Annotated in this window: 26 protein-coding genes; 3 read left to right on the top strand and 23 right to left on the bottom strand. The window is 55.9% G+C overall.

Going from position 1 to position 24,153, the window contains the following annotated elements; translation table 11 throughout:
• Window positions 1-410: 410 nt before the first annotated feature.
• From DKB62_RS08665 to DKB62_RS08630, 8 genes are all read right to left on the bottom strand, one after another.
• The gene (locus DKB62_RS08665) at window positions 411-962 is read right to left on the bottom strand and encodes an autotransporter domain-containing protein (protein ID WP_107195376.1); all 552 of its coding nucleotides are present in this window, start codon (window positions 960-962) and stop codon (window positions 411-413) included.
• Complete coding sequence (locus DKB62_RS08660) at window positions 910-3,192, bottom strand: adenosylcobalamin-dependent ribonucleoside-diphosphate reductase (protein WP_107195377.1); 2,283 nt, start codon at window positions 3,190-3,192, stop codon at window positions 910-912. Before DKB62_RS08660 ends, DKB62_RS08665 begins: the two co-directional genes overlap by 53 nt.
• A gap of 149 nt (window positions 3,193-3,341) precedes the next feature.
• Window positions 3,342-3,788 (bottom strand): GNAT family N-acetyltransferase, encoded by a 447-nt coding sequence (locus DKB62_RS08655; protein ID WP_107195378.1) that lies wholly within the window; start codon window positions 3,786-3,788, stop codon window positions 3,342-3,344.
• A 23-nt stretch (window positions 3,789-3,811) separates the two neighbouring features.
• Window positions 3,812-4,756, bottom strand: a complete 945-nt coding sequence (locus DKB62_RS08650; RefSeq protein WP_087478395.1) for an alpha/beta hydrolase — start codon at window positions 4,754-4,756, stop codon at window positions 3,812-3,814.
• Window positions 4,757-4,768: 12 nt separating this feature from the next.
• Window positions 4,769-5,146, bottom strand: coding sequence for a dihydroxyacetone kinase phosphoryl donor subunit DhaM (gene dhaM, locus DKB62_RS08645; protein ID WP_107195379.1), 378 nt, complete (start codon window positions 5,144-5,146; stop codon window positions 4,769-4,771).
• 57 nt (window positions 5,147-5,203) lie between these two features.
• The gene (dhaL, locus tag DKB62_RS08640; protein WP_107195380.1) at window positions 5,204-5,830 is read right to left on the bottom strand and encodes a dihydroxyacetone kinase subunit DhaL; all 627 of its coding nucleotides are present in this window, start codon (window positions 5,828-5,830) and stop codon (window positions 5,204-5,206) included.
• A gap of 14 nt (window positions 5,831-5,844) precedes the next feature.
• Window positions 5,845-6,834 (bottom strand): dihydroxyacetone kinase subunit DhaK, encoded by a 990-nt coding sequence (gene dhaK / locus DKB62_RS08635; RefSeq protein WP_107195381.1) that lies wholly within the window; start codon window positions 6,832-6,834, stop codon window positions 5,845-5,847.
• 92 nt (window positions 6,835-6,926) lie between these two features.
• Window positions 6,927-7,589: a TetR/AcrR family transcriptional regulator gene (locus DKB62_RS08630; RefSeq protein WP_107195382.1), complete on the bottom strand. Its 663-nt coding sequence runs from the start codon at window positions 7,587-7,589 to the stop codon at window positions 6,927-6,929.
• 159 nt (window positions 7,590-7,748) lie between these two features.
• Here DKB62_RS08630 and DKB62_RS08625 point away from each other — a divergent pair, with 159 nt between their 5' ends.
• A complete protein-coding gene (locus DKB62_RS08625; RefSeq protein WP_107195383.1) occupies window positions 7,749-8,300 on the top strand; it encodes a flavin reductase family protein in 552 nt (183 codons plus the stop codon).
• 32 nt (window positions 8,301-8,332) lie between these two features.
• A complete protein-coding gene (locus DKB62_RS08620) occupies window positions 8,333-8,812 on the top strand; it encodes a flavodoxin (RefSeq protein WP_232818730.1) in 480 nt (159 codons plus the stop codon).
• Between the two features lie 231 nt (window positions 8,813-9,043).
• Here the strand turns inward: DKB62_RS08620 and DKB62_RS08615 are convergent, their stop codons facing one another.
• Together DKB62_RS08615 and DKB62_RS08610 are read right to left on the bottom strand one after the other, a co-directional pair.
• A complete protein-coding gene (locus DKB62_RS08615) occupies window positions 9,044-9,304 on the bottom strand; it encodes a hypothetical protein (RefSeq protein WP_087478388.1) in 261 nt (86 codons plus the stop codon).
• Between the two features lie 139 nt (window positions 9,305-9,443).
• On the bottom strand, window positions 9,444-9,992 hold the full coding sequence (locus tag DKB62_RS08610; RefSeq protein ID WP_198643441.1) for an Rpn family recombination-promoting nuclease/putative transposase: 549 nt from the start codon (window positions 9,990-9,992) through the stop codon (window positions 9,444-9,446).
• Window positions 9,993-10,126: 134 nt separating this feature from the next.
• Here DKB62_RS08610 and DKB62_RS08605 point away from each other — a divergent pair, with 134 nt between their 5' ends.
• Window positions 10,127-11,026 (top strand): LysR family transcriptional regulator, encoded by a 900-nt coding sequence (locus DKB62_RS08605; protein ID WP_107195385.1) that lies wholly within the window; start codon window positions 10,127-10,129, stop codon window positions 11,024-11,026.
• 74 nt (window positions 11,027-11,100) lie between these two features.
• On the opposite strand, the gene DKB62_RS08600 is transcribed toward DKB62_RS08605, so the two are convergent.
• The 13 genes from DKB62_RS08600 to ldhH form a co-directional block, all read right to left on the bottom strand.
• Window positions 11,101-12,057, bottom strand: coding sequence for an MBL fold metallo-hydrolase (locus DKB62_RS08600; protein WP_107195386.1), 957 nt, complete (start codon window positions 12,055-12,057; stop codon window positions 11,101-11,103).
• Window positions 12,058-12,079: 22 nt separating this feature from the next.
• Window positions 12,080-13,264, bottom strand: coding sequence for an MFS transporter (locus DKB62_RS08595; RefSeq protein ID WP_107195387.1), 1,185 nt, complete (start codon window positions 13,262-13,264; stop codon window positions 12,080-12,082).
• Between the two features lie 73 nt (window positions 13,265-13,337).
• On the bottom strand, window positions 13,338-14,447 hold the full coding sequence (locus DKB62_RS08590) for an alpha/beta hydrolase (protein ID WP_198643442.1): 1,110 nt from the start codon (window positions 14,445-14,447) through the stop codon (window positions 13,338-13,340).
• Window positions 14,448-14,779: 332 nt separating this feature from the next.
• Window positions 14,780-15,319, bottom strand: coding sequence for a bifunctional pyr operon transcriptional regulator/uracil phosphoribosyltransferase PyrR (gene pyrR / locus DKB62_RS08585; protein ID WP_087478383.1), 540 nt, complete (start codon window positions 15,317-15,319; stop codon window positions 14,780-14,782).
• Window positions 15,320-15,333: 14 nt separating this feature from the next.
• On the bottom strand, window positions 15,334-16,251 hold the full coding sequence (locus DKB62_RS08580; protein WP_107195388.1) for an RluA family pseudouridine synthase: 918 nt from the start codon (window positions 16,249-16,251) through the stop codon (window positions 15,334-15,336).
• 14 nt (window positions 16,252-16,265) lie between these two features.
• A complete protein-coding gene (gene lspA, locus DKB62_RS08575) occupies window positions 16,266-16,700 on the bottom strand; it encodes a signal peptidase II (RefSeq protein ID WP_087478381.1) in 435 nt (144 codons plus the stop codon).
• A 135-nt stretch (window positions 16,701-16,835) separates the two neighbouring features.
• Window positions 16,836-17,000 carry a DUF362 domain-containing protein gene (locus DKB62_RS08570; protein ID WP_087478406.1) on the bottom strand — a complete coding sequence of 55 codons (165 nt, stop codon included), beginning with the start codon at window positions 16,998-17,000 and terminating at the stop codon, window positions 16,836-16,838.
• Between the two features lie 611 nt (window positions 17,001-17,611).
• Window positions 17,612-17,896 carry a 4Fe-4S dicluster domain-containing protein gene (locus DKB62_RS08565; protein ID WP_087478380.1) on the bottom strand — a complete coding sequence of 95 codons (285 nt, stop codon included), beginning with the start codon at window positions 17,894-17,896 and terminating at the stop codon, window positions 17,612-17,614.
• Window position 17,897: 1 nt separating this feature from the next.
• Window positions 17,898-19,196: an FAD-dependent oxidoreductase gene (locus tag DKB62_RS08560; protein ID WP_107195389.1), complete on the bottom strand. Its 1,299-nt coding sequence runs from the start codon at window positions 19,194-19,196 to the stop codon at window positions 17,898-17,900.
• Between the two features lie 83 nt (window positions 19,197-19,279).
• Window positions 19,280-19,990 carry a ubiquinone/menaquinone biosynthesis methyltransferase gene (locus tag DKB62_RS08555; RefSeq protein WP_107195390.1) on the bottom strand — a complete coding sequence of 237 codons (711 nt, stop codon included), beginning with the start codon at window positions 19,988-19,990 and terminating at the stop codon, window positions 19,280-19,282.
• The gene (locus DKB62_RS08550; protein ID WP_107195391.1) at window positions 19,990-20,919 is read right to left on the bottom strand and encodes a prenyltransferase; all 930 of its coding nucleotides are present in this window, start codon (window positions 20,917-20,919) and stop codon (window positions 19,990-19,992) included. Before DKB62_RS08550 ends, DKB62_RS08555 begins: the two co-directional genes overlap by 1 nt.
• A complete protein-coding gene (locus DKB62_RS08545; RefSeq protein ID WP_240320094.1) occupies window positions 20,919-21,902 on the bottom strand; it encodes a polyprenyl synthetase family protein in 984 nt (327 codons plus the stop codon). The genes DKB62_RS08550 and DKB62_RS08545 overlap by 1 nt, the downstream gene beginning before the upstream one ends.
• A 78-nt stretch (window positions 21,903-21,980) precedes the next feature.
• Window positions 21,981-24,149: an L-lactate dehydrogenase (quinone) large subunit LdhH gene (ldhH, locus tag DKB62_RS08540; protein ID WP_107195392.1), complete on the bottom strand. Its 2,169-nt coding sequence runs from the start codon at window positions 24,147-24,149 to the stop codon at window positions 21,981-21,983.
• Window positions 24,150-24,153 lie beyond the last annotated feature (4 nt).

Here is a 24,153-nt window from a genome sequence, read left to right as displayed (position 1 = left end):
ATTTCTTAAAAGTCAGTCAATCGACTATGATTAGCACAATTTTTACCCATGAAAGAACAGGTATAAATTAAAGAATTTATATACGAAAAAAGTACCGTTTTCCATCGTCTCCAAACAAATACAAAAGAGCTGCAATGTAATATCCTCTATCATTACATTACAGCTCTTTATCCTGTTTTGCCTTCCAGGCATTCTCTATTTTTTCCGGCAGCTTTGCTGGATGCCTCAGCAGATGAAAATGGGCTTCATCGGCCTATGCAGGCTCATTGCAGCCCAAACCAGCCATTCTGCATCGGCAGCATGTAACTCTCAAGCACTAAACGGCCTTCGAGTCAAAGGACGTATGTCCCACAACAATTCACCCCATTACGCACCAGATAGTTTACGCATCATCTTCCTAGCTTCTGCGGCTAGAAAGAGTACATAAACTGTACGGAAGCCCCCATATCTCGGCTCGTATGGGACCAATCCTGTTCTACAGCTCCGCCGATTTCCCAACGGTCAGACAGCTTAGCCGACGCATAGGCCGACGCTGCGATGTGATCCTTGCTGCGGTTCATAGACTGTACGCCGAATCCCAAGCCCGTTCCTCTGACATAGGAATATCCCGTATGCTGGACGTCGCCGTCGAAGACGCGCCGATAGGCTACGGTTAAGCCGTAGGTCTTGTCCTTTCGCTCCCGTTTCATATCGACGCCGATTTCGCCGGCCAGATAGTCGTCGCTGAACCCGTCGCTGCCAAGGGAATAGACGCTCCCGTCTTCTCTGAAGCTGTCCTGCTTGTAATGGGCGTAATCTATGCCGACAAAGTCACAGTACAGCCCAAGAGCCGCATCGTTCCGCCTGTTCCCATAGAAAAAGCAGGCCGTCTCCGACAGACAGCCTGCTTGCAGTATTGTCGTTATCCTATTAATTGCACTTACTCCAGCCGCAGTTTTTGCAGGTATTGCAGCCCCCTTCAAAAACTAAGGGTTCGCCGCACTGGGGGCAGAAAATGCTTTCAGCCGTGACTTTTTTGTCGGCCTTGGGCTTAGCCGGCGCCTTTTTCACCGGTACGTCGCCTTTCGTAACAGCCGCCGACTGGCGCAGGTCCTCCTGCACTTCATTGTACATATCGAGGAGTGCATTGCCCACGGCCATGGGGCAGCACGAACCCTTGCTCGTGTCGCCCCGTGTCGCCCGGCGGACCGAGTAGGACGGGCAGTTTCCCGTCGAGTTGAGCTGGTCGATGATGGTGTAAATGTCGATGCCGGCGCGGGCGCTGATGGAAATCATGCGGGACAGGCCGATCATAAAGTTGTTGCAGCCGCCTGTGGAGCCCTTGCTCAGGTACGTTTCCAAGAGAGCTCCCGTCTCGGGATCGAAGAAAGCCAGACAGTGGAGGCTGCCGCAGCCCGTGACGAGCTTGCGTTTTTTGCCGATGACGTTGTCGTCGATGCTGACGATTTCGCCGCGGTCAAGGCCGGCGCCGGCGATGGGCACAGATTTCTTGTCGACGTGGGTCGTCAGGATGCCGGCCCGCTTGCAGCCGTCGCGGAACAAGGTCAAGCCCTTGCAGCCCTTTTCATAGGCCAGGAGGTAAAGGTTTTCCGTATCTTCGACGGTAAAGCTGTTGGGCACGTTGACCGTCGAGCTGATGGAGGCGTCGATGTGCTGCTGCCAAACGGCCTGCATGGCGACGCGCTGATGATAGTCGAGGGTCAGGGCCGTAACGAAGTATTCCGGCAGCTGCGAATCGTCTTTAATGTTGTGTGCCTTCATGTATCGTTCGACAATAGGCGTATAGACCTTATAGTATACGTCCGTGCCGTGGAGGGACTCGGTTTTCCGTTCGTAGAAGTTGGCGTAAATGGGCTCGATGCCGCCGGAAATGCCCAGCATAGTCGACAGGGTGCCCGTCGGGGCGATGGTCAGGAGCTGGGAATTGCGCAGGCCCTTTTCCTTGACCAGGGCCGCCGTCTTTTTCGTCGTGTTGGCCTTAAAGAAGGGCGTTTCCATGATTTCGTCAATGTGGCACATGTCGAAGGCCCCTCGTTCGCCGGCCAGGTTCGCCGAGGCGGCGATGGCCGTATCGGTCATGGCGAAGCCGATTTCATCGCACAGGGCGACAGCTTCGTCGCTGCCATAGGTGATGCCCAGCTTGATGAGCATGTCGCCGAGGCCCATGATGCCCAGGCCGATCTGCCGCCACTGGCGCACGCTGTCCTGCTGTTCCTGCAGCGGATGGAGGGGCAGGCCTTCGTCGAGGACGTCGTTCAGAGCCCGCACGGCGATGGTCACGCAGCGTCGGAATTCGTTGAAATCAAAGAGGGACTTGTCCGAAAAGGGATCGCGGACGAAGTTCGCCAGGTTCAGGCTGCCCAAGAGGCACGAGCCGCCGGCCGGCAAGGGTTCTTCGGCGCAGGGATTGACGCCGGCAAATTTAAATTCCTTCGTATTGGCCAAGAGATTCCACTGGCAGATGCGGTCCCAAAACAGGGCGCCCGGCTCGGCGTAGTCCCAGTTCGTTTCGGCAACGAGTCGGAAGATGTCGGCGGCGTTGACCATGCTTTCGATGACCTGGCCCGTTTCCTTCCGCGTGTAGTGCAGGCGGAACTGCTGCCGCGCCTTGACGGCTTCCATGAATTCGTCGCTCAGGCGGATGGAAATATTGGCCTTCGTCACCTTATTCAAATCGGTTTTCAGCTTGATGAATTCCAGGACGTCGGGATGGGCGCAGTCGATGGAAATCATGAGGGCGCCGCGGCGGCCATTCTGGCCGATGAGCTCCGTCACGAGGGAATAGAGGGTCATAAAGGATATGGAGCCGCTCGTCTCCTTCGCCGCGTTGTTGATGCGCGCGCCTTTGGGGCTGAGGCCGGAAATGTCGATGCCGCAGCCGCCGCCGTAGCTGTACGTGCGGGCCAGCTTTCCGGCGCGGTCGAAGATGCTTTCGATATTGTCTTCCGGCGGCGTCATGACGTAGCAGTTCGACAAGGTGATTTTCTTGCCTTCGTATTCCAATCCGCGGTTGGCCAAAATGCGGCCGCCGAAGAGGAATTTCTGCTCCTTCAGCAGCTGCGCCACGTCTTCGTCATGGCCGCTGACGCGGTCAATCCACTGCTCAAAGGTTTCGCCGTTGTTGCAGTACTTGTTTTTCCAAATATCCATGCCCAGCTGATTCTGTTCGCCCAGCCATTCCTGCTCGTTCATGAAACACCCTCCTATGCATTCTCATATATTATATATGGTATTGTATTATTATTACTTATACTGTATATAGTATTTGCAATGATTCCGTTTCCTATTATAGCAGTCTTGTACGGTCTTCGCAAGGAGATTCTTACTTGCCCAGAGGCCGTTCATAGGTCCCGGCGGAGGTATATCATGTCGACGAGGCGCACGCCGCCTTCATAGATAGGATGGTCGTAGTGGTCTATGAAAAAATTTCTGACCCGGTGTGATTTTACAAATCCGCAGGCCTCATAAAAGGGTATCGTCAAGGGGCTGTCGCCGGTGCCGACCTGCAGCGTATGAAAGGCGCCCCGATAGCGCCGCCGGATATATTCGACGAAGGCTCGCCCGTATCCGCAGCGCTGCCACGGCGGGGCGACGGCCAGATTTTTAATCTCCAGCACGCCCTCTCCCTCGTCGGTCACGACGCAGACGGCGCGGACGCCGCCGTCTTCCATGACGTACAGGCGTCCGCGCTCCAAATAGGCGTCGATAGCCGACTCCTGCTCGTCTGCTATCAGCAGCAGGGGCAGGTATTTCTTTTTGTTATCCATTATTTCTTTGTATTCTATCATGCTGTGGTTTCCGCGACCTTTCGTTACTGCGTGTCCAAGAGAAATTCCGTGACGAGCTGCCGGTATTCCCTTCGGTTTGTAGAAATGCCGACGGCGTGGGGTGAGCCTTCGAAGACATGGACGTATTTCTCTGCACTGGCACAGTTTTCATAGAGGCTCCAGACCGTCTTTACCGGCACGAGGCGGTCCTCCTGCCCGTGGAGGAACAAGACGGGACAGCGTATCGACCGTACGGCGTGGGCCGGCTCGATGTCTGATAAAAACTTGCCCGTGTGATACCACATAGCGCCCTGGAAAAAAGGCATGAGGATATCGTATTCCCAGACGAGGCGGTCGTCTTTCGCCGCCGCCATGAGCTTTTCCCGTCCCAGGGACACGATGTTGCCGTAGGAGCTGTCGGCGACGACGAAGGCCGCGTCCCGTCCGGCGTCGCTGCCGGCGTACAAGAGCGCCATAGCCGCGCCCAGGGATACGCCGTGGAGGCCAACGGTCATCGATGCATCTTTTTCCTTCAGCCACTGTACCCATCGGCCAATGTCGTCGGCTTCCTGGACGCCCCATTTGGTCTGGCCGCCGCTTTCGCCGTGGCCGCGCTGGTCTACGAGGAGGACGTTGTAGCCCAGATTGCGGTACATGCCGACGTAAGGCAGGCACATAGCCCGATTGTGATACAGGCCGTGCAGCAGGATTACCGTATGATGGGAGCCGCCCTGGTCTTCAATATATGTCCCCCGCAAGGGAACGCCGTCACGGCCCGTCGTCTCCGCTTCCTGCCAGTCGAACCGTTCCTCGCCGGCGGCGATTCGCTCTACGTCGCAGGACATGTTTTCAATACCGAATATGACGTCCCACGGCGCAGAAGCAAAGCGCTCGAAGGCCAGATTGCCGATATACAGTCCCGCGCCGAAGGCCAGCACGGCGGCAAAACAGACCAGCGTGCAGAGGAATTTAAGTAAACGCCTTATCATAGTCTCCCGTCCTTACAGCTTGCGGTCCCGTCCGCCTTCGACCTTTTCCTGCATCTCGTCTATGGCCGTGCCGCCTTCTGCTTCGACGGCAGCGATGACTGCGCCTTCGACAAAGGGGCAGTCGAGAAGGACGACGCGCTTGTCGTCCAGGGCTTCGACGACCATCTCGGCCGTCATGACGGCGCTACCCATGTCCATGATGACGACGACGCCGTCTTCCGAATACACCGACTCGACGGCGGCGCAGATTTTTTCAAAGCTCGTGCCGAGGCTCCCGTCTTCCATGCCGCCGGCCGCGGCGACAGGAGCCGCCGGAGCCATCATCTTCGCCAGCTCAGCTGCGCCTTCCGCCGCCTTTTGGCTGTGCGATACCAATACGATGCCTACCATGTTTTTTTCCTCCTTCACAGGTAAGGCCGGCAATACAGCCGGCCCGTTTCTCTATCCTTATTCGTCTATGTGCTCGGCCATGGTCCGCAGCATGTACCACGACGACGTCGCTCCCGGGTCCTGATAGCCCAGGCTGCGCTCGCCGAGGTAGCTGGCCCGGCCTTTGGTGGCGATGATCGTCTTCGTATAGGCTACGCCCTGTTCGGCGGCCGCCGCGCCGTCCTGCAGGGCTTCTTTCAGCGATTTGCCGCTTTCTACGGCTGCCTTGACCGCCCGCAGGGCCGGGCATAAGGCGTCGAGCATGGTCTTTTCGCCTTCCGTCGCCTTGCCGCGCATCTTGATGCCTTCGACGGCCGCTTCCATGGCCGCGGCGAAGGCCGGCCCGTCCAGCTCGGTCATCCCCTTGCAGGCCATGCCGGCCTTCATGAACGCCGTGCCGTACAGGGGGCCCGACGCGCCGCCGACCGTCGATACGAGCTGCATGCCCACGCCTTTAAGAAGGGTGCCGATGTCCGTATTGGCCCAAGTCGGCAGCTTTTGTTCTACGGCGGCAAAGCCGCGGGCCAGGTTGATGCCGTGGTCGCCGTCGCCGATTTCATTATCGAGCTGCGTCAGGAATTCTTTATTTTCTTCTATGGTTTTTGCAATGGCCGCTATGACTTCGGCTAATTTCTGCGTATTCAATCGCCTGTCCCTCCTTATTTCTTCCAAGCCAGCGTATCGGCTTTGGCGTCGTAGAGCTTCTTCATTTCATCATCCAGCCGCAGCAGCGTCAGGGAGAAGCCGGCCATTTCGATGGACGTCATGTAGTTGCCGACCATCGTATCGTAGACGCGGATGCCTTTTTCCTTCAGGTAGTCCTGCACGAAGTTGTTGACGATGTACAGCTCCATGAGAGGCGTGCCGCCCATGCCGTTGACCAGGACGACGACGTCGCTGCCTGTATAATCCAAATCAGCGAGGATGCTGTCGAGAAGCATCTTGGCGATGGAATCAGCCGTGCCCAGGGCTTCGCGGTGCGTGCCCGGTTCGCCGTGGATGCCGATGCCGATTTCCATTTCCGTATCGGACAGCTCAAAGCCCGGCTTGCCCGCTGCCGGCACCGTGCAGGGCTCGATAGCCATGCCCATGGAGCGGACGTTGGCGATGACCTTTTCCGCCGCGGCCTTGACTTCTTCCAGGCTCGCGCCTTCGGCGGCCTTAGCCCCGGCGATTTTGTGCACGAAAATCGTGCCGGCTACGCCGCGCCGTCCCGTCGTGTATAGGCTGTCCTTGACGGCTACGTCGTCGTTGACGACGACATAATCGGCCTTGATTCCTTCGTCGGCAGCCATTTCAATAGCCATTTCAAAATTCATGACGTCGCCGGTATAGTTTTTGACGATGCACAGTACGCCTTTATCCGTCGCGACGGCCTTGATGCCTTCCAGCACCTGATCCGGCGTTGGCGACGTAAAGACCGTGCCGGCTACGGCGCAGTCCAGCATGCCTTCGCCGACGTAGCCGCCGTGGGCCGGTTCGTGGCCGCTGCCGCCGCCGCTGACCAGGGCGACCTTGTCTTCTTGCTTCGGCTCCCGCACGACAATCGTCCCGTAGTCGAGCTTGCGCAGCTTCTGCGGCGCCGCCTTGACCAATCCCAGGATCATTTCCTCTTCTACGTTTGCCACGTCGTTTATGATTTTTTTCATCGCGTCTTCCTCCCCTTTTCCATAAAAAATAAATGATGCCTGTCATTTGACTTTAGTATAGCAACATTTCAGAGAAATCACAATATATGCCTTCATCCCTGCGGTTGCTTCCGCCCTGCGCCGTAATAGTCCAAGTTCATGGCGATAAACCGCTTCATATTGTCCTGAAAGTCGACGGGCTCGACGGCGATGCCGGCCCGTTCCAAGGCCTGCTGCAGCAGGGGGTTGTCGCGGCACATGCTGCATATACCGACGGCGTGGAAATACACGGCCAGGATGCATTCGCAGGCGTCTTTCGTTTCGATTCCCAAATTTTGCGACAGTACGTCGGCCAGCTGTCCTGCCTTGTCAAAATACAAGGCTTTGAACTCTGCCAGCCTGTCGACGGATACGTTCGTCTCGATGATAGACGATAAAATATCGCCGTAGCGCAGGTAGTCCCGATGAGCCGACAGGATACCGGCCCACACCTCGGCGTATACCCCGACGGCGTAGCCGCATCCCCGCGGAAAGGCCGCCAGCAGGGCGTCCATGTAGGCGCTCATCTTTTCGCCGCACAAGGCCAAAAAAATATCTTCCTTGCTGGTTACGTATTTATATAAATTAGCCCGGGTCCACGACAGCTCGGCGGCGATGGTCGTCAGCGTGATGTCGTGATAGGGCTTGGCGGAAAACAGCCTGTCTGCCGCCCGTTTCACTTCTTCCATGCGCGCTTCTTTCTGTTCGGCGCTCCGCGCCCTGACAAATTCCGACATATAGCCCTCCTCGTATGCAATCCTTTGTAACATACCTCCATTATAGCCCATGAGGCCGCACATTGACAAGAATCATCGCGTATGCTATTATTTTATTAGGTTGCACTTTGTTATTTATTTTCTAATTACTATACAGTGCGTTTTTACAGGAGGAATCATATGAAAAAGAATATCGGCGCCTTTCCCGCTTTGTACCCGACGCCCCTCACCCTGGTCGGCGCGATGGTCGATGGCAAGCCGAGCTGGATGACCGTCTCCCACGTCGGCGTTATCGGCCACGACCGCATCCTCATCAGCTGCGCGAAGATTCACTATACCAACAAAGGTATCCGCCGGCACGGCGTCGTCTCGGTCAGCCTCGTCGACGAAGCCATGCTGCCTAAAGCTGACTGCGCCGGCAGCGTCAGCGGCCACCGGGACGACAAATCGAGGCTGTTCGAGTGGACGGCCGGCGAAACGGGCGCGCCGATACCGACGGAATCGCCGCTGGTCATGGAATGCCGCGTCGTTGACAATTACGAAACGGAAACGTTTGATAATTTCATTTTGGAAATCAAGGCCGTATGGGCCGAAGAAGGCGTCCTGACAGCCGACGGCAAGCCGGACTACGAAAAAATCGCGCCGGTCCTGTTTGAATTTCCGACGTACACCTATCTCCGCACGGGCAAGCGCCTCGGAAAATGCCTTTCCTTCGCCGGAACGAAAAGATAAGATTCTATATATTTCATGACAAGGAGGATTTTATGATGAACAAACCCTTAGTAGCGTATTTTTCCGCCAGCGGCACGACGGCCAAAGCAGCGGCCGTATTAGCCCAGGCAACCAAAGCCGATATCTATGAAATCGTGCCGGAAACGCCGTACACCCCGGCCGACTTAGACTGGACCGACCGCAGCAGCCGCACGACAAAAGAAAAGAACGATCCCTCCTTCCGCCCGGCCATAGGCAGCAAATCCCTCGACGTCAGCCCTTACGACACCATTTATCTCGGCTTCCCTATCTGGTGGTACACGGCCCCGTCAATCATCAAGACCTTTTTGGAAAGCCACGATTTTTCCGGCAAGACGATCGTACTCTTCGCTACGTCCGGCGGCAGCGGCCTCGGCAGCACAGCCAAAGACCTGCAGCCGTCCTGTCCCGGTGCGACGATTAAATCGGGCAAGCTCCTCAACGGCCGCCAAACCGTCGAAAGCGCGACGAAATGGCTGAACAGCTTTAAATAATAGAATATCCCTACATATAAAACACACGAGTCCGATGGCCCTGTCCTAAAGGTGCCATCGGACTCGTGTGTTTTTACATAGTAACGAATAGGATGTCGTACTGCCGCCTTTCCGTCTGCGTATCTCAAAAACGCCTGCATATCCGGGCCCAGCGGTTTGCCATTGGTTTCTCAAAAAACGACTCCTATCTTACGACATAAGGCGTCCACTCTCACAGACGCCTTATACAGATTATAACAAATGATTCTTTTTCCCTAATTCCATGATATATTCTACCGAGGTTTGCGCACACTCTGCAATACTTTCTACGGAAAATCCCTTCCGCAGCATAGCCAATATCATCATGGTTTCTTTCTTTTTCTCGCCCGTTTTTTCACCTTCGGCAAAGCTCGCCAGCTCGCGCCGTTTGGTTTCCATTGCGTACGTCATATATTCTCGCCTCGTTTCCTTATGTTCCTTCACCCTCATGACTTCATCTTCTACGGCTTTCATAAATCTCCCCTCCGCCGCCTTTCCGTCTACGTATCTCAAAAACGCCCGTATGTCCGCCAGCATCTCACTGTCGTCTTCGCAAAATCGAGAGCCTATCTTGCGAAATAAGACACCTGCTCCCGCAGATGCCTTAGTCAGACTACAATAAACAATTCTTTTTCCCTAATTCCGTAACATAGTCTGCCGATACACGCGCGCACTCAGCAACCTTACCGTCGACGTAACGCAAGAACGCTCGTATATCCGGGTCCAGAGCTTTGTCGTCGCCTTTACAGTTTAAAAATAGTTTTGTTCCTTCGTCTCCCAGTTCTATAGCTTCCTTTTCGATGCAGTGATTCCGAAAGGTATAGACGGGCAGGCCGTCGCCAAAAGCGTCGAAGGTGCAAATGAAGATAATGTACGATGGATTTAAGCAGTCGTAATCTTCGCCTGTCTCTAATATTTCCATATCAATCATGGCCTGATAATATCGCGTCCGCTTGGTCAGGCCACCGTTCGGTTCGTTTTCGCACTGCATTTCAATATCGAATACTCGTCCCGTATCATCTTTAACATATACGTCAAGACGGACGCTCTTGCTGTCCAATCGGATATCTATCGTTTTTTCCACATCTGGATAGGTAATGTCGGCGATTTTGATGTTTAAAATTTTTTCGATTAAATATTGACACAATCGTTTATTTCTCATTACTTTTCTTACTTGTAGTATATCAAACATCCGTACGTTTCGACAATATACCGGGCTATAACAAAACGGAAATGAAGGCTCCGCTGCATCTCGTATGATATAATACAGATAGATATTATAAAGGAGCTGAGGTCATGGAAATCCGCGTACTTCGATATTTTCTTACAGTAGTGCAGGAAGGCAGCATCACCCAGGCGGCAAAGGCCCTGCACGTCACGCAGCCGACCTTGTCGCGGCAGCTCATGGAGCTGGAAGGGGAATTGGGGCAGCAGCTGTTTATCCGCGGCAGCCGCCGCATCAGCCTGACCGAAGAAGGACTTCTCCTGCGCCAGCGGGCCGAAGAAATCCTCAGCCTCATCGACAAGACGACGACGGAGTTTTCCGCTATGGACGACGCCTCAATCCGCGGCGAAGTGCGCATCGGCTGCGGCGAAGGCGAGCCCATTCGCTTTATCGCCCGCACACTGACGGCGATGCAGCGTTCCTATCCTTTTATCCAACCCCATTTCTATAGCGGCAACGCACCCGACGTGCTGGACAAGCTGGATAAGGGTCTGACGGATTTCGCCGTCGTCTTCGGCCCCCTCGATCTGACGCAATATCATTACCTGCGCCTGCCTGGAATACACCGCTGGGGTCTGCTCATGCGTAAGGACAGTCCCCTCAGCCAAAAGGCTGTCATAGAGCCGCAGGATCTCCTTTCCATCCCCTTGATTTACTCGGCCCAGGCTTGGGAGCACAACGAATTTTCCGGCTGGCTCGGCGTGCCCGTCGAGCAGCTTCATATCGTCGCCATATACAACCTCTTTTATAACGCATCCCTGCTGGTTCAGGAAGGGCTGGGCTATGCCACCTCCTTCGACAATCTCGCCCCAACCGGGCCGGCCAGCCCGCTGTGCCATCGCCCCTTCCATCCGCCCCTCCAGGCAATCCCGTACTTGCTTTGGAAAAAATCGCACCGCTTTTCCAAAGCCAGCCGCATCTTTCTGGAGCATATCCGCAAAGATTTAACAGCCATCTCATTAGACACGTAATATCAAACAGCAGCAAATCCTCCCTATGTCCTATCATCAGGACACAGGGAGGATTCTTTATATTATCAGAAAAATTATGGCTTTGTGTCTGAGACGACGACGTAGCCGCCGTCCTTATCCTTGCGGACTTTGCCGATTTGCGGGAAATGCATGCCTGCAATCAGGCGATCTGTCCGGCTCAGTTCTGACAAAACGCGTTCCCGCGTCTGCGCAGCCAATGCGGGATCAACGTCGTAAACGCTGCAATACTCGGTATGGCGCATCTGAATGGGCGCAACGTGAATCATATCGCCGACGATGGTCAGCCCCTTATTGCCGGACGTAACGTCATAGCACGTATGGCCCATAGTGTGGCCGTTGGCGTTGCGGGCCGTAATCCCCGGCAGGATTTCTTCGTCATAGTCAAATAAGGCAATACGGCCTTCATAAGCCTTTGCCACCTTTCGTGCCAGAACAATGTATTCCGCTTCCCTGTCGGCGCCTTGGACAATCCAGCGGTTATATTCCTTCGCGGCAATATGGAGCACAGCGTTGGGATAAACGGCCTTACCGCCGTGAAGCAGGCCGGAAATATGGTCTACGTCCATATGGGTGAGCAAAATATCTGTTACGTCGTCCGCAGATACGCCGTATTTCGCCAAGTAGTCCACTGTCCTGCCGTCTACGCCGCTTTCCGTGCCCCAGCCGCCGTCGACAAGGACCCGTCTATCTCCCGTTTGAATCAAATAGGTACGGGTAATCGTATGGAACTGCCCCTTCGGCATGAGGGCCATGCGGTCCGGATACTGAGATAGGTCGGGAAAAATGCTGCTTTCTAAAGTCAATGGGCTTTCATCAAAGGCATAGACAGTAATATCATTTAAGACGACTTCCTGGGCCGGCGCAAGGTCGGCATACTGCTGTACGACGGCCGCCGGCTTTACCGGAACCGTCTGTGGAGCCGCCAGCACGGACGGCATCATCATCGCGGCTATGGCCGCAGCGAACACGGCTTTCGACAGAGTACGCCGCGTAATAAAATGCAAATTCATATCTATTCCTCCTTATAAAATATCATGAAACCTGAGCTATCGTTTCTTCTTTGCCAGAGCGGTGAAAAGCAAGCGACCGCAGCCGCAGGAACACGACGCTGACGGCGGCAAAGGCCGCGCCGCCTAAGAGAACCGCCGCCGTCCCCCACTGGGCAATGCACCAGCCGCAGAGGGCCGACGCGGCCATGGTACCGGCGTTGGCCGACGTGAGGAAGATGCCGCTGGCAAATTCCTTTGCTTCCGGCGCAGCCTGGGTGAGGATATACTGCTGCGTGCTGGCGTTGACACCGCCGATGAAGCCCCAGGCCACGACGAGGACGGCCATGACAGCCGCCATCGCGCCGCCCAGCCATACCAAGGCGTACAGCGCCAGCAGAACCCAGGGAAAGGCCTGCACAGTCAACCCCTCGTTCCAGCGGATGAGCCGCCCCGACAGAAAGCTTCCTGCGCTGTTGGATAGGCCGTAAACGAATAAAAACAGGCTCACAGCACCGCCGGACAAGGCCGTCACGACTCCCAAGTATTCGGCCAAATAGGTAAACACGCCGAATAAGGCGCCGTTCATGAAGACGATGGCAAAAATCGACATCCACACGGCAGGACGGCGCAGGATGCCGATTTGCTCGCCGTAAGTCCGTTTCGGGCCGGCCGGCATGGACGGAATACAAAACAGCGTCGCAAAAAAAGCCGCCGCTGTGACAGCCGTGAAGAAGGCGAAGGCCGCCTGCAGCGATACGGCGTCGGCCAGGAAGTTGCTGACGGGTACGCCGAGGACCATGCCGGCAGCTACGCCGACCATGACCTTGCCGACGGCATCGGGGGCGTACTCCTGCGGCACTGCTTCTGCCGCCGCCGAAAAGGCCAGGGCGCAGTACACGGGATGGAAAAAGGCCGGAATGACCCGGGCCGCCAAGAGGATGGCAAAGCTGTCCGTCACGGCCGATATGACGTTGCCGGCGATAAAGACGGCCAGCACGAAGAGCATCGCCTTTTTCCGCTCAAACCGCGACATGAGCAGGGGCATGACCGGCCCCGACACGGCGACGATGAGGGCAAACAAGCTGACCAACGCCCCCGCTTCGGAAATAGATACGCCGAAATACGCTGATACGTACGGCAGAAGGCCGATAACCCCCATTTCCGTATTTAAAATGCCGAACACGCCGACGGCTAAAATAAAGATAAACAACCGATGTCCTTTCATCATGGCCTCCTATGGGCGGAACAGACGGCGGCGCTGCCGCATCCGCTATGGGCTGCCGCAGCGCCTGCCGTTTTCCTTAGTTCTTTAAATAGTGATTGAAAAACTGGGTCAGCTTGCCGAAGGGGATGACGTCGGTCCTGTCATACAAATCGACATGGCCTGCATTGGGGACGATGTACAGCTCCTTCGGTTCGCTCGCCAAACGATACGCGTCTTCGCTGAATTCACGGGAATGGGCGTTGGCTCCGGCGATGAACAGCATGGGCCGCGGCGAAATCAAATCCAAGTCGTTGAAGGGATAGAAATTCATGAACTTCACGTTTGTCGTCAGCGTCGGGTGGGTCGTGTGAGCCGGGTCTTCGCCGGGCGTCGTATACGAGCCGCGGGACGTGCGGTAGTAATCGTAGAATTCGCGCTGAATCGGGTCCGTATCCTCCGTCAGCTCGTGGGTCGTGCCGCTCGTATATTGTCGTTCGCCGCCTTCAAATTCGACATAGCGCTGCTGGGCCGCCTGGGCGATGATCGCCTTACGCTGCTCCAGCGACACGGAATGATGGAGGCCGTGGCGGTTGGCATCGCCCATATTATACATGCTGACCGTTGCGATAGCCTTGAGGCGCGGGTCGATTTTCGCCGCGCTGATGGCGAAGCTGCCACTGCCGCAGATGCCGATGACACCCATGTTGTCCCGGTCTACGAAATCGCGGGTGCCGAGGTAGTCGGCGGCGGCGCTGAAGGCTTCGGCATAGGTATCGGGATTGACGCTGTTGCGCGGCATCCCTTCGCTTTCACCCCAGTAGGGCAGGTCGATAGCCAATGTCACATAGCCCTGTTCAGCCATTTTCTGGGCGTACAGGCTGGCGCTCTGCTCCTTCACGGCTCCCATAGGATGGCCGACGATAATGGCCGGCAGCTTCTGTCCGGCTTTCAGCGTCTTAGGAACGAAGAGATTTCCGGCGACCTTCATATCGTATATATCGGTAAACGTCACGGTTTTGCCGTCCACCTTGTCGCTGACGTAGAAATTATCGGCTCCGCGGGACATATCGCCGGGCGGCAGGGTCGCATCGGCTATCAAATGCGGCGCGTGTTCCGCTATATCGGCCGCGGCGGCCAGCCCGCCGAATCCTAAAACGGATAGGCCTAACAAGGCCATGATAATATAGTTTCTGCTTCGTCCTTTCATAGGAATACCTCCTCCGATGTTCTGCTTCAAAAGTCCTTCTCTTGATAGCTCAAGTATATACTACAGGATGAGCAATAACAAATACTTAGAAAAAATGCCAATCCATGTTTTAAAAGCATGGATTGGCATATAAAAAAAACGGCAGCTCCCCTATAGAGCAGCTGCCGCCGCGCCATTACCGCAGGTATTTTGCGTACAGCATATACACGATAAAGGCGACGAGAGGGACGACGACGATTCCTACTAATTGACCTACCATAGTATCACTTCCTTAGAACGTACACGGTAAGGAGGCTGCGAAGCGTCCTATATCTCTTGTTATATATAGTATATCAGATTTGTTCCCGCAGGACGACCTGTTCCTGCCCGTCTACTTCGCGCAGCTGGACGGAAATGTCCTCGCGCCGCGACGTCGGCACGTTTTTCCCCACGTAATCGGCGCGGATCGGCAGCTCGCGGTGCCCCCTGTCGACGAGGACGGCCAGCTCGATGTAGCGGGGCCGGCCCAGCTCCATGATGGCATTCAGGGCCGAGCGGACCGTCCGTCCCGTAAAGAGGACGTCGTCGACTAAAATGACCGTCTTGCCGTCGGCGTCGAAGCGGGTCTGCCCTTTGGCGACCATGTTGATGGACGTCTTTTTGGCGTCGTCGCGATAGGCGGAAATATCCAGGTCATAGACCGGTACGGCCAGGCCTTCAATAGCCGACAGCTCCGCTGCCAGCCGTTTGGCCAGCGGTACGCCCCGGGTATGAATGCCGACGAGAACCGTATTGTCCAGCCCTTTGTTCCGTTCGATGATTTCGTGGGCAATGCGGCGAATCGCCCGGCCCATGGCTTTCTCATCCATGAGCAGATTTTTTTCTTTCCACATCGTACACACCTCGCTTATCTGTGCTGTTCGGCACGGTGCAGGCACGCTGCAAAATCGTCGGGCATAGGCGCTTCGAAGTGCATGGCCTCGCCCGTGACGGGATGGACCAGGTCCAGGCAATGGGAATGAAGGGCCTGCCCCTCAATGGGAAAATCATCTTTTTTATAGCCGTACAAGGGATCGTTGACGACGGGATGGCCGATGTAGGCCATATGGACGCGGATCTGGTGGGTCCGTCCCGTCTCCAGCTTGCATTCAATCCAGGTGTACTCGCCGTAGCGCTTGAGGACGCGGAAATGGGTCACGGCTTCGCGGCCGCCCTTAAAGGTGACGGCCATCTTGATCCGGTCCTTGGGATGGCGGCCGATGGGGCCGTCGACGATGCCCTTTTCTTCGGCAATGTTGCCGTGGACGAGGGCCCAATAGGTACGGCGGGCCGAATGGGCTTTGATCTGCGCGGCCAGTCCCTTATGAGCTTCGTCGTTTTTCGCAGCCACCATGACGCCCGACGTATCCTTGTCCAGGCGGTGGACGATGCCCGGGCGTATGACGCCGTTGATGCCGGACAGCTCGCCGCGGCAGTGGTACAGCAGGGCGTTGACCAGCGTGCCGTCGGGATTTCCCGCCGCCGGATGGACGACCATGCCCCGGGCCTTATTGACGACGATGATGTCCTTGTCTTCGTATACGATATTCAGGGGGATATCTTCCGGCACGGCCTGCAGCTCTGCCGGCTGCTCCATCGTCACGGCTACTTCGTCCCCTTCGCTCAGGCGGCGGTTGCTCTTGGCCGCCTTGCCGTTGACCAGCACATCGCCCGTTTCGACAAGCTGCTGGGCGAAGCTGCGGGATATATCCATCGTCTTGGCCATATAGACGTCCAGCCGCGTATCGGCCCATTCTTCCGTTACGGTTACTCGTATTTCATCCATATTGGTATCCTCGCTTACTCAGAAATATGTGTCCAGCTGTACCACAGCAGCAGGCATACGCCGACGACGATGCCGATATCGGCGATGTTGAACACTGGCCAGATGCGGAAATCGAAAAAGTCGACGACAGCTCCGTGCAGAAAGCGGTCCAAGGCGTTGCCGAAGGCGCCTCCCAGGAGCATGCCCGCGCCGGCCTGCACCGCCCGATGCTCCGGCAGCTTCTTGCGAAATACAGCGTACAATACAAACAATAGTATTGCCATAATCAGAAAAAGCCAGCGTTGATTTTCTAAAATACCAAACGCCGCGCCTCTGTTTAAAATATATGTAATATGAAAAAATCCCGGAATGACCGGAATCGATTCATGAAGCGTCATTCCTTGCTGAATCAGCCATTTGCTTCCCTGGTCCAACGCGATGATTACCAGGGCGATATACCATACCTGCACCCAAAACCTCCTATGTGCACATCTTTCCGTACGATATCGTACAGTGATTCTATCCTATCATATTGACCGGCAAAATTCAAATAAAAAAGGAGACATATACATGTCTCCTTTTTTATCTTATAGTCGGGGGTGCTATTATTCAGCAGAGATAGCACCAGTCGGACATACGGATTCGCAAGAACCGCAATCGATGCAAGCGTCAGTGATAACGTACTTCGTTTCGCCTTCTTCGATAGCACCAGTCGGGCAAGCGCCTGCGCAGGAACCGCATTTTACGCATTCGTCAGAAATTACATGCATGTTTTTCACCTCCAGACTCATGTCGTTCGGGGAACTAGTCCCTTGTTCTTTCTCATTATTGCACGAATAGTTGAAAATGTCAATGACCCCGCATCGGGCAAAAAAAGTATTTTCAGCCATGTCCCAAACCATTCTCCCTCAGATATACAGGCACAGTCTGCCTTCTCTCTCCCGGGCTGCCCTAAATGCTCCAAACCGCCCGCAGCAGCTCAGAATGAATATCGTTCATTATCAGCATGAAAGATAAACGTTTTACGTTTCTGCTGCCATATACAGCAAAAGAGCCGGCGAGGGGGGCCGGCTCTTTCTAAGTGTAAGATACTATCGGGGGAAGATAATATCTTAGCTTTGCTGAAGACATAAGATAGGGGTGTTCGAGGGGTATATGAACAACTTATATCTTCAACTCGTCGTAGATGATCTGTTCTACACTTATTATAATAGCAGGTTATGGGCAAAAGTAAATTAGATTCAGATTAAAATTTGATTAAATTTTTACCATATATGCTCATACAGCATCGCTTTTTATGGGGCTGCAACATAGGCTCATACATAGAAAAAGCGGAAAGGCAGCGCGTACGCCGCCCTTCCGCCTTCCTGCAGGCTATCTATTAACCGTGATGATATTCTACGCCCATAGCGCCTTTCGGATGATTCCAGCTCTTGACGCCCTTGCCGCCGGAAATGACGCGGCACGTGCCGCATTCCAGGCAGCCTTCATGGTTGAAGACCAATTTGCCGTCTGTGTATTTGTACAATTCAGCCGGACAAGCCATGACCAAGCGTTTGATTTCCGCTTCATCCTGATAATCTTCGTTGATTTCAATATGGGATTCGTGTTCGTCCGTCACGAATTTAACTACGCCGAGTTTATCGTCTACGCTCATTTTTGCCATCTTACATCGCCTCCCAAGCTTTTTTGCCAAGATCAAAGAGTCCGTTCAAGCCGCCGTTGTTAGCCAAGACAGTCAAGGCGATCATCGGCAGGGCAACAGGCGAGCCGCCGTCTACTTTGTAGACCATGCCGGCAAATTCGTCGGCCATCTTCGGAACGTCGTTGAAGATGATGTGGTCTTCCAAGAGGCCCGGCAGGTTCTGATATTGTTTCATGAGCTTCATGATGAAGCTTTCGTCGAGAAGCTGTTTGTAGTACGACAAGCTTGTCGCCGAGAAGTCTTCTCTTGCCTTAGCCCGGACGACGGCTTCGCCGGCCAGACGGCCCGATTCGATAGCCAGGTCCATGCCGCGGACCGTGTAGCCCAGGTTGACGACCATAGCGGCTGCGTCGCCGGCTACGATTACGCCGTCCCGTACGAGTTCGGGCATCATCTTGAGGCCGCCTTCCGTAACGAGGTGAGCCGAATATTCCGTCAGCTTGCCGCCTTTGATAAAGGGAGCGATGGACGGATGATTCTTCATGCGTTCTACCATGTCGGGGACGCTGACGTCTACGCGGCCGATGTCGCTGATCGTCGTAACGATGCCCAGGGACAAGCTGTCTTTATTGGTGTAGATGAAGCCGCCGCCGAGGTTGCCGCCTGTCGGGTCGCCGGCGATCATCCAGGCCGCGCCTTCGTCGCCCTGGAGGCCGAAGCGTTCGTTAATGACGTCTTCGCCGAGATAAATGACTTCTTTTACTCCTACGGCTACGTCCTTCGGGTCCAGTTCCTGTTTCATGCCCAGCTGCTGTGCCAGCAGGGAGTTTACGCCGTCGGCCAATACGATGACGTCGGCGTCGAATTCTTCGTCGCCGCAGACGACGCCCGTCGCCTTGCCGTTTTCATCGACGAGGACCTTGTCTACGCGGAAGCCTTCGAGAAGCATGACACCGGCTTCTTCCGCTTTTTCAGCCATCCATTTGTCGAATTTGGAGCGGAGTACGGAATAGGACGGATATTTCAGGTTCTGCAGCTTATCGGAATTGTACTGGAAGCTCAAGGCACCGCCTTCCGTCATGAGGGACAGGCGTTCCTGGGTAATCTTGCGTTCGATGGGAGCTTCTTCGGCAAAGTTCGGAATCAGGCGTTCCAGGCTGTGACCGTAAATACGGCCGCCGCTGGAGTTCTTAGAGCCGCAGAATTTGCCGCGTTCAATCAACATAACGTCGAGTCCGGCTTTTGCCATAGTCAGGGCTGCCGCCGAACCGGCCAAGCCACCGCCAACAACGATAGCATCAAATTTTTCTTCACTACTCATGTTCTTACCCTCCTTAACCGTGCGGCTCCGGTGCGTCGGCTCCGCCGGTTTATGTATGTAAACGTATAGTATTTCCTGTTCGTTCAGATGTATCGGGGTTTCTGCCCGCTGTGCAGCGCGCAGGTTCCAAAGAGATGGCTGTCAGCGCGGACCTTCTCCAGGCCGACGGCGGCAAAGAGGGCCGTCAGCTCACGCTTGCGGAGAAAGTCCCGCGTAGACTGCCACAACCACCGGTATTCCCTGCGATGGCGGAAGCCACCGCCCAATAGAGGCATGACGCCGCGGAAATACAGGTCGTAAAAGGGTCGAATCAACGGCGAGTCAGGTACAAAGGAATCGAGACAGTATACCCAGCCGCCGGGGCGAACGACGCGGGTCATTTCCGTCAGGACCGCGCCGTAATCAGGCGTGTTGCGAAGGCCGAAGGATATGGCCGCCGCCGAAAACGTATCGTCTCCAAAGGGAAGGGCCATGGCGTCGCCTTCCCGCCAGGTCAGGTTTTCCAGGGCCGCGCCCTTGCGGCGGGCCACGTCCAGCATGGCTGGCGAGAAATCAAGACCCGTAACGGCTGCGTCAGGCCGCCTCCTTGCTACGGCTACGGCAATATCGCCCGTGCCGCAGCAGACGTCCAGCACGGCGCCGCCGCCCGGTACCTGCAAGGCTACAGCCTCGACGAGGCCCCGCTTCCACGATTGCTCCAGCCCCAGGCTGATGCGGCGGTTCGCGCCGTCGTAGGTCTGGGAAATGCCCTGGAAGATACGGTACACGCGCCTGCGTTTTTCCATCGAATCCATCAGACCGCCCTCCCTGCCAGCACGGCCAGGGCCGCGCCGATCAAATACGCGCCGTTTCCCAGCACGTTGGCCATGGCGATGCATTTCATCTGCCGCACCCGCTCCTGCGGAATCAACGGCGATGTCAGCAAGAAGGCAAAGACCTTCCGGCCCGTCAAGGCCGCGAGAGCCGGCACGACGAGGCCTGAGAGGCCGCCGTACCAGACAGGGATGACGAGGAGGCTCACGATCCAGCAGACGACGGCCGCCCGGTACAGCCTTACGGCCTTCGGCCTTCCCACTACGACGGGAAGGGTCTTGCGCCGGGCCTGCCGGTCCTTTTCGATATCGCTGATATTATTGGTCATCATGACCAGGCCGATTCCGATGATGAAGGGAATGGCTAGTATCAGAGCCAAGCCATCGACGATGCCGTGTACGGCTGCCGCTACTCCTAGCGGAATGAGGCCGCCCATGACGCCGCCGGAGACGAGCTCGCCTACGGGCAGGTAGGACAAGGGCGTCTTGCCGCCTGAATAGGCCAGGACGACGAGGCCGCCGACAAGGCCGATGCACCAAGGCGCAGGGCCTGCGCCGATGATGACCGGCAGTACCAGCAGGGCCGCCGCCGCCAGATAGGCGAGGCCTAAATACAGTGCCTGCTTCGGCGCAATGTCTTCGTATACCAGCACGGCGTCGTGGACTTCGACGAAGTCGTCCGTCGTGTCCGTTCCCTTTACGAAATCGAAATAATCGTTCAGCGTATTGACCGACGACTGCATGAGGATGCACGCCCCCAGCAGGAGAACGGCCTGGAGCCACGATAGGTCGTAGCCGACCAGCAGGCAGTACAGCTCGCCGAAGACAGCCGGATAGACTGCCGCTACCCACGAATGGGGATTGGCCAGCCGGACGGCAGCCGTCACGGACATGGCCTGTCGTCCCGCCATTACACCGCCCCCAGCTTGCTGACGAGCTTGCGCAGGAGAGGCGCCGCGTCACACGGCGGCAGGAACGCCAGCAGTTCTTCTGCCCGGCGCTGGTAGCGGCGGATATACTTCCACGCTTCCTCCATGCCGCCGAATTCCGCTACAATGCGTTCCATCGTCCGAATATCTGCGGCCGTCAGCGTGCCGGCTGCGCTGCGCTCCATGTAGGGCGTCAATGCAGCCCGGCCGCCGGGCCGTTCCAAGGCGATGAGGACGGGCAGCGTGTAGATGCCTTCGCGGAAATCCTGATGAACGGTCTTGCCGTTCAGCGCCTTGTCGTCCGTAAAGTCCAGGAGGTCGTCCCGCAGCTGGAACATGTATCCCAGGCATTCGCCGAAGGATTCCAGTATGCCGGCGTGCTGTTCGCTGCAGCCGCTTTCCATTGCGCCGATGCGGCAGCAGGCCATGAACAGGGCCACGGTCTTGCCGTGGATGTTGCGCAGGTACTCGTCAATCGTCACCGTATCCTTGTACCGGCACATAGCCTGGCCGATTTCGCCGCTGCACATTTCCTCTACCGTCTTCGACAGGACCATGCCGGCCCGGTTCAAGCCCTCCTTCATGAGGTGATAGCTGATGCGGCTCATGAGGAAATCTCCAGCGTAGACGGCGGCGTTTTTTCCGTACCGGCTCTGGATGGACGGCTTGCCCCGTCGGAAAGGAGCGTCGTCGACGACATCATCGTGAATCAGCGAAGCCAAATGCGTCATTTCGACGATAGCCGCCAGCTTATACAGCGTTTCCTGCGCGTCGCCGCGTTTGGGGCCGTACTCCGAGGCCATCATCAACAGGCGGGGCCGTATCATCTTTCCTTCTGACGCCGTCGCGTCGGTAAGTACCGCGCCGGTCGGCGTTCCGGCAAAGGTATGGGCCGTAAAGGCCTGTATATAGTTCTTTATCTTCTCTATTTGCTCATCACTGACGTTGGCAAAATACTTCGGCATAAATTTCCGAACGCTGTTTTCTAATAATGTCTGTTTTATCATCGCCGTTCCAATACACCTTTCCGGCCGTGTTAGGAGTTACTGTTTTTCTCTCTTTTCTACGAGAATCTGGGCCGTATGTTTTACCTGGATGTTGTTCAGGCCGCGCGCGTCGAGACCGCCTTTGATCTGGAGCAGGCAGCCCGGGCAGTCGACAGCCACGGTGTCGGCGCCGGTAGCCACGATGTTGTCGATCTTTTCTTCGAGCATCGGAGCGGACATTTCGGGGAATTTAATCGAGTAGGAGCCGCCGAAGCCGCAGCATTTATCGCAGTTGTTCATTTCTACGATTTCTACGCCCTTCGTGCCTTCCAGGAGTTCGCGCTGTTCTTTATATACGCCCATGTAGCGTTTCATATGGCACGAATCGTGATACGTAACCTTCATGGGAACGCCATCGCCGTTGTCCGGGAGACCGCCGAGCATGTGGAGCAGCTTGGAGAAGTCGTAAGACTTGTCGCTCAGTTCGGAAGCCTTCTTGTACATTTCCGGATCGTCCTTGAACATTTCCTTGTAATCGCGCAGAGCGTGCGTGCAGGTCGGGCAGGCCGATACGATGTAGTCGTATTTTTCCGCTTCCATAGCTTCGATGTTGAGCGCCGCTTCTTTCTTAGCGTTTTCAGCGTCGCCCATGTACGTCGCCGGAGCGCCGCAGCAGGACTGGCCGAGAGGCATTTCTACGACGTAGCCGGCCATGTTGAGGGCTTTGACGACGGCCGTCGCGATGTCTACGTATACGAAATCGAGGAGGCAGCCCGTGAAGATGGCAATCTTGCCCTTCGGATTGGGAACGTCCTGTTTGATCGTCGGCAGTACGTCGCGGAACGGCTGCGGAGCGATGCTCGGCAGGCTGCGGCCCGACGTCAGGCCGGACAGGAACATCGGCATATGGCGAATCATCGGCTGGCCTTTGGTAATCGCGCCCTGGGCGACCGATGCGATGCGCAGCATGGAATGGAACAGATGGCGGTCGGCGACCGTGTCGAGGCAGAACTTATGAATCGGGTTGAGGCCGTCTTCCTGAGCGTACTTCGTGCGCAGCTTCAGGATCATGCCGGCGATGTCGAGCTTGCCGCCGCAGACGGTGTTGCACGTGCCGCACTGGAGACAGATATTCTGAATTTCTTTACCGCGTTCGCGGCTGTTGAGGAAGGCCGTGAGCAGCGTGCCGATACCGCCGGTGTAGATGCTGCCGCCGTATACGTGGCCGCCGACGAGGCGGAAGGCCGGACATACGTTGAGGCAGGCTGCGCAGCGGATGCAGCAGAAAATGTCCTTGTAATCGGGATCGTTCATGATCTTGCGGCGTTCCGGCGTATCGAGGATGATGATATGGAAGCTCTTCTTCTGCTTCGTATCGTTTTCCGGATCCGTTACGACATCCGTCGCGCCCGTGTAGAAGGACAGGTACGTCGTCAGGTTCTGAGCCGTGCCGTTGCGGGGCAGGACCTTGAAGATATAGCGGATATCACTCATCTTGGCGACGAATTTTTCAATGCCGAAGATGTACATGTGGCTGGCCGGCAAAGTACCTACCATACGGCCGTTGCCTTCGTTGCTCATAGTGATGACCGTGCCCGTTTCAGCGACGGCGGCGTTGGCGCCGGATACGCCCATTTCAGCGGTCAGGAATTTTTCACGCATGACGCGGCGGGCCGTTTTAACTTCCTTGGAAATATCGGGAACTTCTTTTTCTTTCGTATAGGACGTAAACAGGTCGGCTACGTCTTCCTTGGAGTAGTGAATGGCGGGCATTACCATGTGGGACGGCGTGTCGCCGGCGATGGCGTTGATGAATTCGCCCAAGTCCGTTTCCTGCGCGTGAATGCCTGCGGCTTCAAAGCCCGGGTTGAAGTGGATTTCTTCCGATGCCATGGATTTCGATTTGACGACGAGTTTGACGTTCTGTTCTTTTGCTACCTTCAACGCGTAGTCGAAGGCTTCCTGCGGCGAATGGGCGCGGAATACGACGGCGCCGTTGGCCGTAGCGTTCTTTTCGAATTCGTCGAGCAGTTCGTCGATGTGGTCGCGGGCGTAGGATTTTACTTCGTGCACCTTTTCCCGCAGGGCTTCAAAGTCGTATCCTTTGTAAACGCGTTCGCGGTTGCCGGGATACGCAGTCGTAAAGTTTTTCAGCGCTTTCTGCAAAGGCGCGTTGTCCATTGCGCGCTCGATTTCTTGTTTCAACAAATCCATTTCAGTTGACATGTGT

Origin of the sequence: Megasphaera stantonii, assembly GCF_003367905.1 — a bacterium.
GTDB lineage: Bacteria > Bacillota > Negativicutes > Veillonellales > Megasphaeraceae > Megasphaera > Megasphaera stantonii.
The sequence above is the reverse complement of the archived record's forward strand: the minus strand, read 5'-3'. Positions and strand labels throughout refer to the sequence as shown.

Bases quoted from the DNA above. Each gene is read 5' to 3' on its own strand.
- DKB62_RS08620 (WP_232818730.1), top strand. From the start codon at position 8,333: ATGATGAACAAACCCTTAGTAGCGTATTTTTCCGCCAGCGGCACGACG.
- DKB62_RS08615 (WP_087478388.1), bottom strand. From the start codon at position 9,304: ATGAAAGCCGTAGAAGATGAAGTCATGAGGGTGAAGGAACATAAGGAA.
- DKB62_RS08650 (WP_087478395.1), bottom strand. From the start codon at position 4,756: ATGATAAGGCGTTTACTTAAATTCCTCTGCACGCTGGTCTGTTTTGCC.
- pyrR (WP_087478383.1), bottom strand. From the start codon at position 15,319: ATGTGGAAAGAAAAAAATCTGCTCATGGATGAGAAAGCCATGGGCCGG.
- DKB62_RS08655 (WP_107195378.1), bottom strand. From the start codon at position 3,788: ATGATAGAATACAAAGAAATAATGGATAACAAAAAGAAATACCTGCCC.
- DKB62_RS08625 (WP_107195383.1), top strand. From the start codon at position 7,749: ATGAAAAAGAATATCGGCGCCTTTCCCGCTTTGTACCCGACGCCCCTC.
- DKB62_RS08595 (WP_107195387.1), bottom strand. From the start codon at position 13,264: ATGATGAAAGGACATCGGTTGTTTATCTTTATTTTAGCCGTCGGCGTG.
- DKB62_RS08600 (WP_107195386.1), bottom strand. From the start codon at position 12,057: ATGAATTTGCATTTTATTACGCGGCGTACTCTGTCGAAAGCCGTGTTC.
- DKB62_RS08605 (WP_107195385.1), top strand. From the start codon at position 10,127: ATGGAAATCCGCGTACTTCGATATTTTCTTACAGTAGTGCAGGAAGGC.
- DKB62_RS08555 (WP_107195390.1), bottom strand. From the start codon at position 19,990: ATGGATTCGATGGAAAAACGCAGGCGCGTGTACCGTATCTTCCAGGGC.
- dhaK (WP_107195381.1), bottom strand. From the start codon at position 6,834: ATGAAAAAAATCATAAACGACGTGGCAAACGTAGAAGAGGAAATGATC.
- DKB62_RS08610 (WP_198643441.1), bottom strand. From the start codon at position 9,992: ATGAGAAATAAACGATTGTGTCAATATTTAATCGAAAAAATTTTAAAC.
- DKB62_RS08580 (WP_107195388.1), bottom strand. From the start codon at position 16,251: ATGGATGAAATACGAGTAACCGTAACGGAAGAATGGGCCGATACGCGG.
- DKB62_RS08570 (WP_087478406.1), bottom strand. From the start codon at position 17,000: ATGCATGTAATTTCTGACGAATGCGTAAAATGCGGTTCCTGCGCAGGC.
- DKB62_RS08560 (WP_107195389.1), bottom strand. From the start codon at position 19,196: ATGAGTAGTGAAGAAAAATTTGATGCTATCGTTGTTGGCGGTGGCTTG.
- DKB62_RS08565 (WP_087478380.1), bottom strand. From the start codon at position 17,896: ATGGCAAAAATGAGCGTAGACGATAAACTCGGCGTAGTTAAATTCGTG.
- ldhH (WP_107195392.1), bottom strand. From the start codon at position 24,149: ATGTCAACTGAAATGGATTTGTTGAAACAAGAAATCGAGCGCGCAATG.
- DKB62_RS08630 (WP_107195382.1), bottom strand. From the start codon at position 7,589: ATGTCGGAATTTGTCAGGGCGCGGAGCGCCGAACAGAAAGAAGCGCGC.
- DKB62_RS08590 (WP_198643442.1), bottom strand. From the start codon at position 14,447: ATGAAAGGACGAAGCAGAAACTATATTATCATGGCCTTGTTAGGCCTA.
- DKB62_RS08550 (WP_107195391.1), bottom strand. From the start codon at position 20,919: ATGGCGGGACGACAGGCCATGTCCGTGACGGCTGCCGTCCGGCTGGCC.
- dhaM (WP_107195379.1), bottom strand. From the start codon at position 5,146: ATGGTAGGCATCGTATTGGTATCGCACAGCCAAAAGGCGGCGGAAGGC.
- DKB62_RS08545 (WP_240320094.1), bottom strand. From the start codon at position 21,902: ATGCCGAAGTATTTTGCCAACGTCAGTGATGAGCAAATAGAGAAGATA.
- DKB62_RS08660 (WP_107195377.1), bottom strand. From the start codon at position 3,192: ATGAACGAGCAGGAATGGCTGGGCGAACAGAATCAGCTGGGCATGGAT.